Consider the following 10,475-nt stretch of genomic DNA (forward strand, 5'->3'; position numbering starts at 1 on the left):
TGGAAAACCTCCCATTTCCCGATGTCCAAGAAATGGGAGGCAGTTCACTGTCCCCTTTGTGGTGGTTTTTGGCTCGGATGGGTTAGTTGAGGGCGGCTTGGGCTAGGCGGGCTTCGGCGGCCTCCTCGGTGACGCCCAATGCCACGGCGAACTCCTCGATGGAGCGGCGCTTGGCTTCCTTGAGTACACGCATATAGTAAGAGCTGGGCTTTTTATCGGCTTCCTCGGCCTGGCGAATGCGGTGCATCATGGTCTTTGCCACGCGGACCGTCTCGGGCGCGCCCAGCTTGAGCTGCTGCTTAAAGTGCGTCTCTTCAAGCGAGCTGTTGCGCTCGGTAAAGGTGTCGCACTCCAGCTCGTCATAGTGGCTCAGCAGATGCTCGGCATCTTGCTGCGAGATGGCAGCGTGCAAACGGTCGGCCTGCGCCACGGGGTACATAAGGATCGTCTGCGCATGTCCCTGCTTGGTCTCGAGTAGCAGCATGGGCTGCGGTGTGTCGTCCCTAAAACCGACGACGGTGCAGACTCCCTGACCCGGATGAATGACGTGTTGACCGATTGAGAACATGCTACCTCCAACTTATACGAATTAGCGTATGTCTAGAATACCACGCTGACGTGCGGAAACCCTTACTTTATGCAGGAAAAGCACACAACTCCGATAGGTAAGAGTATTCGATAAAAGACACAGCTCATTCACACCTTTATGCATTTTCAACGCGTGCATAATCTGCAGGCAGACCGGCATCTTTGAGTGAGTCCATACAAGCTGTAGTCAATTTTGTGCATATGCAATTTCGATTGGCTTTACCCTGCGACAGTGCCCCTCGCTTGTGATAGAGTGCTACAAACTCTGGCTTTTGCCCTACGAGTGACCAAGAGCTCGGGGGCTTTAACACAAGGAGGATCTATGCCCGAGAAGATTGAAGAGCTGGTACGCGCTGCGCTTGCTGCGGCCCAGGAGGCCGGCGACCTTTCCGCATTTGAACTTGACGATTGCGCTATCGAGCGACCGGCTGACACTTCTCATGGCGAGTGGACCTCTACCATGGCCCTGAAGTCCGCCAAGCTGGCCCACTGCGCCCCGCGCAAGATCGCCGAGGTCATCGTTGCCCATATGCCCGAGGACCCCGCGATCGAGAAGGTCGAGATCGCAGGCCCCGGCTTCATCAACTTCTACCTCTCCGTTGCCGTCAAGAATGCCATCTTTGGCGAGGCTCGCGAGAAGGGCATGGACTTCGCTAAGTCCAACGTCGGTGGTGGCCTGAAGACCCAGGTCGAGTTCGTTTCCGCCAACCCCGTCGGCCCCATGCACATCGGCCACGGCCGCTGGGCCGCGCTGGGCGATTCGCTCTGCCGCGTTATGGACCACGCCGGCTATGAGATCCAGCGTGAGTTCTACATCAATGACCACGGCTCTCAGATGAACACCTTCGGCAACTCCATCAGCACGCGCTATATGCAGCTTGCCGACATCATCGCCAAGCAGGGCGTTGATATCGACGAGGCTCACAAGCTGCTGATCGCCGACCGTGACGCCTTTGTTGCCGACGAGAACGACGAGCACCCCGAGACCCATCCGTATCAGGACAACTTTGCCGAGACCTTGGGCAAGGACTCTTACGGCGGCGACTACATCATCGACGAGGCCGCCGAGTTCTGGCGCACCGACGGCGACAAGTGGGTCGACGCCGATCCGCAGGAGCGTATGGAGAGCTTCCGTGAGCGCGGCTACGTGAAGATGGTCGACAACATGCGCGACCTCTGCCACGCCGTCAACTGCGACTTTGACCGTTGGTACTCCGAGCGCTCGCTGTATGTGAAGGACACCGAGGGCGAGACCGCCGGCACCTCCGCCGTCGACCGCGCTTTTGAGAAGCTCGACAAGATGGGCTACCTCTACACCAAGGACGGCGCCCTGTGGTTCCGCTCCACCGATCTGGGCGACGACAAGGACCGCGTCCTGATCAAGTCCGACGGCGAGTACACCTACTTCGCCTCCGACGTCGCCTATCACTGGGATAAGTTCCAGCGCGTCGACCACGTCATCGACATCTGGGGCGCCGACCACCACGGTTACATCGAGCGCGTCCGCTGCGTCTGCGACGCTCTGGGTTACCCCGGCAAGTTCGAGGTTCTACTGGGCCAGCTCGTCAACCTGCTGCGTAACGGCAAGCCCGTCCGTATGTCCAAGCGCAAGGGCACCATGGTGACCCTTCAGGAGCTCGTCGACGAGGTTGGCTCCGATGCCGCTCGCTACACGCTCATCTCCAAGAGCTCCAACCAGATGGTCGACTTCGACATCGAGGCCGTTAAGAAGCGCGACAACTCCAACCCGGTCTATTACGTGCAGTATGCTCACGCCCGCGTGTGCTCCATCCTGCGCCGTGCCGCCGACGTTACCGCCGAGCAGGCCGACGAGATGGGCATGAAGGCCGTTGCCGCCAAGGCCATCGGTGAGAACGTCGATTACTCGCTGCTGACCGACCCGACCGAGCTCGCCCTTTCGCGCAAGCTCAACGAGCTCACCGACCTGATCGCCAGCTGTGCTCGCGATCGCGCCCCGTTCCGTCTGACCCACTTTGCCGAGGAACTCGCCGGTGACTTCCACAGCTTCTACGCTGCCTGCCAGGTGCTGCCGAGCGAGGGCCGTCCCGTCGACCCCGAGCTTTCGCGTGCCCGTCTGGCCGCTTGCGATGCCGTCCGCGTGACGCTCGCCCTGGTGCTCACCCTCGTTGGCGTTTCCGCGCCCGAGCAGATGTAACCTGCGGGTCATTTGACCGTGTAGGTTTGGTTTAACTGAGCCCTATAAGCCCGATCTCCCACGGAGGTCGGGCTTTTTTCGCAAATGCCGACGTATTGACGAATTTGGAACTGCTGGAAATACGAAACTATGCCGGTTTACTACGATGAATTGGGAATTTCCAACCACGCCGGCTTTTCGCAAAAAAGCGCAAGGCATCTACCTGCGGTTTTAGTTCAACATGTTTCGGAGTGGTCGCGGTTGATCGATTCGTCGTAGTAAACCGCCATAGTTTTGGCGGAGGCAGTCTGATTTGTGGGTGGTAGACCAAAGAGTGTCCCTTTTGACTAGTCGTTTAAGAACGCCCCCAATGACTAAGTTGCAGGTGGCGGCGGTTGTGTTACACTAACGCTGCGTAGTTGACGCAATCATCTCGATACAGATCAATGATGTCCGTCGTTTTGAACGGAACTAGACTGTTTAGCCGCCCTGAAGGTTTATGCAGGGAGCATGTGATCACAGGGCTTGAAAAGAAAGTTGAGCAAACACTGTGTCTGATCAACAGCAAGAAAACGAAATAACGACGACGCAAGCCGCTCCCGCTGCACCGGTTGCGTCGGACCAGGTCGCGGCGCCCGCGCAAGCCTCGGCTCCCGAGACGCCTAAGGCTGCTTCGACGCCTGCGCCTGCAACTGGTGAGGAGGCTGCTCCGGCAAAGCCCAAGCTCGCGCGCCGCACGGCCAAGCCTGCCGCTGACGGCGAGGAGGTCACCAAGCCCAAGCGCCGTACCACGCGCACGACGCGCGCCAAGCGCACCGTTGCAGCTGACTCCTCGGCGCCGATTTCCGATGAGGTCGCGCAGGCACGTGCGTTGGCGCAGATTAGCGAGGCTCAGGTGGTGCGCGCCCGCCGTCGTGCTGCCGAGCGCGAGGCCGCGGCTCTGACCGAGCTTGCAGCTCCGTCTGTGCCCGAGACGCCTGCCGCCATCGAGACCCCTGCCGCCGACCTGCCGACCGAGAAGCCGGCACCGCGCACACGCCGCCGCACGGCTGCTAAGGCCGAGCAAGTTGCTGAACAGGTAACCCCCGAGCTCACTGAGGCTTCGGTCCGTTCCGCGGCAGGGGAGGGCACATCGCCTGTTGAGCCCGCTGCGCCTGTCGAGGCCAGCGAAGTTCCCGTTGTCGATCCGGCTTTGCGCCCGCACCGTCGCGGTCGCAAGCCCAAGGCCTTTGTCGAGGCCGAGAAGGCCGCAGCCGCAGCCGCCGCCGCTCGGGATGCTGCGGCGACCGCCAAGTCCTCAACTGCTGCCGATGAACCCGTCCAGGATGCTACGACTTCCGAGGCCGTTTCTGCCGATGCCGAGCCCGCCGACGTCCGTCCCGGTCGCAGCCGTCGCACTGCTGCTAAGCGCACGTCCAAGGCTAAGGCTGCCAAGAAGGGTGCGTCCGAGGATTCCGCCGAGACGACCGCCGATGCATCGACTGATGCCGTCGAGCCCCAGGACGTCGAACAGCCTGCATCCGAGAAGCCCAAGCGCGGTCGCAAGAAGTCCGTTAAGGCCAAGGCCGCCGAGCAGCATGCTGATGTCGAAGCGCAGGTCGATTCCGGCGCCGAGGCCAATGACGCCGCTGCGGCCAATGTTGACACCACCGCAACCGATGGTGCCGCCCCCGCCGAGGGCGAAGACGGCGCTCGCCCCAACCGTCGCCAGCACAAGCGCAACGAGGAGCGCAACGAGCGCAAGGACGAGCGCAACAACGACCGTCGCAACCGCCAGCGCGATCGCAAGCAACGCAACAAGGAGCGTAATGCCGCTCCCACCGAGCCCACGCTTTCGCGCGAGGAGCTCGCTGCCATGAAGGTCGCCGAACTTCGCGAGAAGGCCAAGGAGTTCGAGATCGAGACGACCGGCAAGAAGAAAGCCGAGCTCGTCGAGGAGATCTACGTCACCGCCGCGAAGGCCGAGGGCTTCCGCGACATCAAGGGCATTCTGCAGATTCGCCCGGACAGCTCCGGCATCATCCACGCCCATGGCTACATGAAGTCCAACGACGACGCCTTCGTGCCCGCCTACCTCATCCGCTCCGCGCGCCTGCGCACGGGCGACGTCATCGAGGGCTCGCTGCGTCCTTCGCGCGGCGGCGACAAGCGCGCCGGCCTCGCCAAAATCACGACCGTCAACGGTCTGGACCCCGAGCAGATTCGCAACCGCCCCAAGTTCGGCGACCTTACCCCGGTCTATCCCAATGAGCCGCTGCGCATGGAGCACGGCAAGGATTCCATCACCGGTCGCGCCATCGACATCGTGTCGCCGATTGGCAAGGGCCAGCGCGGCCTGATCGTGTCCCCGCCCAAGGCCGGCAAGACCACGATCCTCAAGAAGATCTGCCAGTCCATCTCGATTAACAACCCCGAGGTGCACCTCATCTGCCTGCTCGTCGACGAGCGCCCCGAAGAGGTCACCGATATGCAGCGTTCCATCAAGGGTGAGGTTGTGGCGTCGACCTTCGATATGCCTGCCGACAACCACACTCGCGTGGCAGAGCTCGTCATCGAGCGCGCCAAGCGCATCGTAGAGCTGGGTGGCGACGTCGTGGTGGTGCTCGACTCCATCACGCGCCTCGCCCGCGCCTACAACTTGGCGGCGCCCGCCTCAGGCCGCATCCTTTCGGGCGGCGTCGATTCGGCGGCACTGTATCCGCCCAAGCGCTTCCTGGGTGCAGCCCGCAATATCGAGAACGGCGGCTCGCTCACCATCCTGGCCTCTGCCCTCATCGACACCGGTTCCAAGATGGACGAGGTCATTTTCGAGGAGTTCAAGGGCACCGGCAACATGGAGCTTAAGCTCGACCGCGACCTGGCCGACCGCCGCATCTTCCCGGCTATCGACCCCGTTGCCTCCGGTACGCGTAACGAGGACCTGTTGGTCGACGAGCAGATGCGCCCGTTTGTCTTTGGTCTGCGTCGCATTCTTGCCGGCATGAACAACACCGAGCGCGCGGCCGCATCGTTTATCAAGGGTCTTAAGGGCACCAACACCAACCAGGAGTTCCTGGTGCGTTCGGCCAAAAAACACAGCGACTACGAGCAGACGTTCTAGGTTGTCATCCACGCGCAGCGATAGTCATCAATGCGATAAAGGGTCGGGGCTTTGAGCCTCGGCCCTTTTCCATAGCGCCGCTCCGCGCTTATTTTTGACCGTAAGACCGACGAGCAGCAGGTTTCCCGTTTCAATCCGACATCGTCGCTTGCAATCGACAGGGCGGTTTCGCATAATAGCTTTTAAGCTTCGCGACGGAAAACGCAGATGAAACGAACCATATACCGTTGCTTTGGGGCATAGCCCCGCTTCATCTTCTCTCGCGCAGCCAACTGAATGATGCGATTTGGGTGCTGGAAGATGGGGAGAGCTCATGGCTTCTTCTGATGCAACACAACGAGCAGTCCTTGCCGGACTTTCGTGCGGGATCGGCCTTGCCGCTCCCGTGGTTATGTATGCCGCGACGCTGCCGTTTTCGTCGGTGAACGAGACGGTCGTGGCGGGTGCGGTTCCCTTCGCCGTGGGCGCGGTGGCGGGCGTGGGCATCTATGCCGCCTCGCTGGGTATCTCCGAGTATCGTGCGCAGCGTGAAGAGCGTCTGTTCCAGCCCGATGCCATGGGCGGTGCCGCCAATCTCAATCAGCATCAAAGCGAGTTCAAGACCGCCTCGATTCCAGCTCAGCAGCAGGATGCGACTCCTTACGCTGCGACTTCTGCTTCTCAGGCTCAGTCGGAGCAGTCTACCTCGGCATTCCTTTCCGGCCTGACTGGTGCGTTCCAGCGCCGTCATGCCGATGATGGTGTCCCTACCATCGCTCGAGCCGCAGATGCTATGGACGAGGACGAGGCTTGGTCTATGATCGACAGTATGCTCGACGACGATTCGCCGGTGAGCTGCGACCCTGCACACTCGCGCGACGTCTATCAAGTCGCCATCGACGAGCTCACCAACGGCGGGCAGTCCGGTTCCTTCAATCGCGACGACATCGCCGCCGCGGCACGCGCCGTGTCTGGCTCCCAGGCCGCCCCTGCGGGCAGCACGGCGGCTTTCGTGGCACTCGTCGCCAACGCGGCAGCCAATAACGCCTACAGCGCTACCTCGGCGGACGCGAACGCTTCTGCCGATAATTCGTACGTTGATGAAGCCATGACCGCGGACGAGGAGGCCGTTGCCGCCCGCCGCGCCGCCGAAAGCTCGCTTTGGGGCGCTCCTGCCCAGCAGCAGGCGGCTGAGGCTGCGCCGTACAACGCAAGCATCGCCAGCATGCCTATCATCTCCGGTGTCGCGGACATCGATCTCGATGACCTCGATGAGCCTGCAGCCATCACCGCATCGATTGATGCCCAAGATCGCATCGACACCGGCGACCTTCCGGACGCTTCGCTCGAGGTTGATGTCCCTATGGCCGATTACTCAGGCCACGAGGACATGTGGGCCGCCGCCACCGCGATTCTGGATGAGATTGACGAGCCTGCTCCTGTTGCAGCCCCCGCTCCCGTCACTGCCCCTCAGCCTGCTGCCCCCGCCTATGTTGGCCGTCACAGCGCTGTGTTCCCCGAGGATACTGCCCGCATCTCGCGTGAGAGCATCGAGCGAGCCGAGGCTATTGCCGCCGGCATTATGGAAAATCGTCGTCACGAGCGCGTCAATCAGATCCTCGAGGAAGAGATCGAGCGCCTGCAGTCCTCTACCGCCAAGCGTACGGGCCGTGCCTATCTGAGCGTTATCGAGGGCGGTACCGCCAGCTTCGCGCCGCTCCGCGCGGAGGCATAACTTCTGCATGGTTAAGATCAATCGAAAATGGGCGGTCGTGACCTGCCTGATGGCGCTCTTGATCTGGGGCAATTCGCTGGTTCCCGGCTCGGGGTCGGGCTCGCTGAGCCTAACGGTCATGGAAGCTATCCGCGGTTTCCTGCACGGCGTGGGACTTCCATATGCATGGGTGACCAATTTTGTTGTTCGCAAGTGCGCGCATTTTACCGAGTATATGGTGCTCGGTATCTTGGCAACGCACGCCTTTGATTTTGAGGGCCGGCGCACCTTTGACGTGCTGCTGCCCACGGCGGTGTTCCTGCTGCTGATTCCCTCGATCGACGAGACGATTCAGCTCTTTGTGCCGGGACGCGCCGGCATGATCACCGATGTGATGATCGACTGCTGTGGTGCGGCAACGGGCGTTGTGCTCCGATATCTCTTACGGCCGCTGATGCGCGCCAAAAAAGCCGCCTAGGACGTATTGTTTGGTCCTAGGCGGCCTTTTTTATTTGAGGGCTTATATGAGGCGTGGTGGCGTCGTTCCGTAGGTCGGATTTGCCGGGCGCGCCACGCCCTGTGGGTGCGTCTGCTACTGAAGCGCCTGAGCGCCCAGGGCCAGGCAGCCCATAATGCCCTGTTTGCCCTCGAGGCTGTTGTTGACGATATAGCTATCAATGTCGGCCATCTCGGGCGTGACGATGTAGCCGTTGAGCATCTCGGCGCACTTCTTGCGCGCGAGCGGCACGATGGGGGTGTGGTCGGCCACGCCGCCACCGATGACGATCTTTTGCGGTGCGTAGCACAGGATGTAGGTCATGAGCGCCTGCGCCAGATAGCCGGCGAGCAGGTCCATGGCCTCCGGGTCATCGGCCATCTCTCCGGCGCTCTTGCCACCCCAGCGCTTTTTGACGCCGGGACCGGCGATGAGGCCCTCGAGGCAGTTGTCGTGGAAGGGGCAGCCGCTGTGCTCGCCGATGGTGTCGCGCGGGTCGCGCGTGACCAGGATGTGACCGGCCTCGGGATGCATCATGCCGTGCACGAGCTTACCGCCCGAGAGCACGCCGGCGCCCACGCCGGTACCGATGGTCAGATACACCACGTCAGTGAGGCCCTGGGCGCAACCAAAGGTGACCTCGCCCAGGCAGGCGACGTTGACGTCGGTGTCGTAGCCGCAGGGAATATTGAGCTCGTTTTGGATGGTGCCCAGCAGGTCAAAGTAGCGCCATGCCGTTTTGGGCGTCTCCAGGATCTTGCCGTATTGGGACGAGGCAGGGTTGACTGCGGTGGGGCCAAAGGCGCCGATGCCCAGCGCGGCGATGTCCTTGTCGGCAAACCATGCGTTGACGGCCTCAACGGTCTCCTGCGGGGTCGTGGTCGCAATCTGCTCGCGTTCCAGGACCGTGCCGTCTGCATAGCCCGTGGCGCAGACCATCTTGGTGCCGCCGGCCTCGAGCGCTCCGATAAGCTGCTGCTCTGCCATAGTATTCCTCTCTGGACGAGTTGCTCCGTGACTAAAGTATAGCGCTCTAAAAAATAAATGAGGTCGCTATAAAAAGAAACCTCATGGCCCAACGGGTTCACGAGGTTTCTTTAGTGCCTTTAGTTACTGACCGTCCTTACCCGCGCGGGTTGATTTTATCACGTAGCGACTTGAGGTTCTCAAGCGCAGCGTTGAGCGTCTCGTCTCGCTTGGCAAAGTGGAAACGAATCAGATGGTTGACGGGCTCGCGGAAGAAGCTCGAGCCCGGAACGGCGCCCACGCCCACCTTGGAGGCCAAATCCTCACAGAAGTCGAGGTCGCTGTCATAGCCAAACTCCGAGATATCCATCATCACATAGTAGGCGCCCTGCGGCACGTTGTGCTCAAGACCGATGCTATCGAGCCCCTGACAGAATAGGTCGCGCTTGGCGGTGTAGAGGTCGAGGACCTCCTGGTAATAGCTGTCGTCGAATTTGAGGGCGGTGACGACAGCTTCCTGCAGGGGAGCGGCAGCACCCACGGTGAGGAAGTCGTGGACCTTTTTAATGCGCTCGGTGATCTGGGCCGGGGCGATGGTGTAGCCCAGACGCCAGCCGGTGATGGAGTAGGTCTTGGACAGCGAGCTGCAGCTGATGGTTCGATCGAACATGCCGGGCAGCGTGGCCATATAGACGTGCTCGTGGGGCGCGTAGACGATGTGCTCGTATACCTCGTCGGTAATGCAGTAGGCGTCGTACTTTTTGCAGAGGTCGGCGATTAAGGTGAGCTCCTCGCGCGTAAAGACCTTGCCGCAGGGGTTGGAAGGGTTGCACAGGACGATGGCCTTGGGATCGTTGTCGCGGAAGGCCGCCTCGAGTGTCTCGCGGTCAAAGTCGAACGCAGGTGGGTTAAGCGGCACGTAGATGGGCTCGGCACCCGAGAGGATCGTGTCGGCGCCGTAGTTCTCGTAGAATGGCGAGAAGATGACGACCTTGTCGCCGGGGTTTGTGACCGTCATCATGGCGGCCATCATGGCCTCGGTGGAGCCGCAGGTGACCACGATGTTCTCGTTGGGGTTGATCGGCATGCCCATAAAGTGCTCCTGCTTGGCGGCAAGCGCCTCACGCATGGCCTGGGAGCCCCAGGTGATGGAGTACTGGTGATAGAGCGGCTTGGGGTCGCTGGCGATGGCGCTCAGGCTGTTGAGCAGCTGCGCCGGGGGATCGAAGTCGGGGAAGCCCTGCGACAGGTTGACGGCGCCATACTTATTGGAGATGCGCGTCATGCGGCGGATGACCGAATCGGTAAACGTTGCCGTACGGTTGGAGAGTTCTTTCATGCTTGTCCTTTCGAGCATTTGCAGTGGGGCAAGTTTACTCCTATGAAACCGGTGGGAATTGCTCGAAATGGTCTCGAAAAACTCTTTGGTTGATTTTCAATCTCAACGCAACAGCCTGAACGGGCCCCGCGTTTCCGC

Annotated in this window: 7 protein-coding genes; 4 read left to right on the forward strand and 3 right to left on the reverse strand. The window is 61.1% G+C overall.

The annotated features are described in order from the left end of the window. Nucleotides 1-82: 82 nt before the first annotated feature. Nucleotides 83-568, reverse strand: coding sequence for a CarD family transcriptional regulator (locus DWV43_RS09475; protein ID WP_006235480.1), 486 nt, complete (start codon nucleotides 566-568; stop codon nucleotides 83-85). 342 nt (nucleotides 569-910) lie between these two features. Here DWV43_RS09475 and argS point away from each other — a divergent pair, with 342 nt between their 5' ends. From argS to DWV43_RS09495, 4 genes are all read left to right on the forward strand, one after another. Further along, complete coding sequence (argS, locus tag DWV43_RS09480; RefSeq protein WP_117818355.1) at nucleotides 911-2,764, forward strand: arginine--tRNA ligase; 1,854 nt, start codon at nucleotides 911-913, stop codon at nucleotides 2,762-2,764. A gap of 529 nt (nucleotides 2,765-3,293) precedes the next feature. Further along, the gene (gene rho, locus DWV43_RS09485) at nucleotides 3,294-5,843 is read left to right on the forward strand and encodes a transcription termination factor Rho (protein WP_233539258.1); all 2,550 of its coding nucleotides are present in this window, start codon (nucleotides 3,294-3,296) and stop codon (nucleotides 5,841-5,843) included. A 313-nt stretch (nucleotides 5,844-6,156) separates the two neighbouring features. Then, complete coding sequence (locus DWV43_RS09490) at nucleotides 6,157-7,557, forward strand: hypothetical protein (RefSeq protein WP_117818357.1); 1,401 nt, start codon at nucleotides 6,157-6,159, stop codon at nucleotides 7,555-7,557. Nucleotides 7,558-7,564: 7 nt separating this feature from the next. Next, entirely contained in the window at nucleotides 7,565-8,014 is a 450-nt protein-coding gene (locus DWV43_RS09495) for a VanZ family protein (protein WP_117800435.1), read from the forward strand. Nucleotides 8,015-8,128: 114 nt separating this feature from the next. Here the strand turns inward: DWV43_RS09495 and DWV43_RS09500 are convergent, their stop codons facing one another. After that, on the reverse strand, nucleotides 8,129-9,019 hold the full coding sequence (locus DWV43_RS09500) for an ROK family protein (RefSeq protein WP_055252294.1): 891 nt from the start codon (nucleotides 9,017-9,019) through the stop codon (nucleotides 8,129-8,131). Between the two features lie 136 nt (nucleotides 9,020-9,155). Next, on the reverse strand, nucleotides 9,156-10,337 hold the full coding sequence (locus DWV43_RS09505; protein WP_055252293.1) for a pyridoxal phosphate-dependent aminotransferase: 1,182 nt from the start codon (nucleotides 10,335-10,337) through the stop codon (nucleotides 9,156-9,158). Nucleotides 10,338-10,475: the final 138 nt, after the last annotated feature.

Origin of the sequence: Collinsella sp. AF05-9 (assembly GCF_003465595.1) — a bacterium.
Taxonomy (GTDB): Bacteria; Actinomycetota; Coriobacteriia; order Coriobacteriales; family Coriobacteriaceae; genus Collinsella.

Bases quoted from the DNA above. Each gene is read 5' to 3' on its own strand.
- DWV43_RS09495 (WP_117800435.1), top strand. From the start codon at position 7,565: ATGGTTAAGATCAATCGAAAATGGGCGGTCGTGACCTGCCTGATGGCG.
- DWV43_RS09500 (WP_055252294.1), bottom strand. From the start codon at position 9,019: ATGGCAGAGCAGCAGCTTATCGGAGCGCTCGAGGCCGGCGGCACCAAG.
- DWV43_RS09505 (WP_055252293.1), bottom strand. From the start codon at position 10,337: ATGAAAGAACTCTCCAACCGTACGGCAACGTTTACCGATTCGGTCATC.
- DWV43_RS09490 (WP_117818357.1), top strand. From the start codon at position 6,157: ATGGCTTCTTCTGATGCAACACAACGAGCAGTCCTTGCCGGACTTTCG.
- argS (WP_117818355.1), top strand. From the start codon at position 911: ATGCCCGAGAAGATTGAAGAGCTGGTACGCGCTGCGCTTGCTGCGGCC.
- DWV43_RS09475 (WP_006235480.1), bottom strand. From the start codon at position 568: ATGTTCTCAATCGGTCAACACGTCATTCATCCGGGTCAGGGAGTCTGC.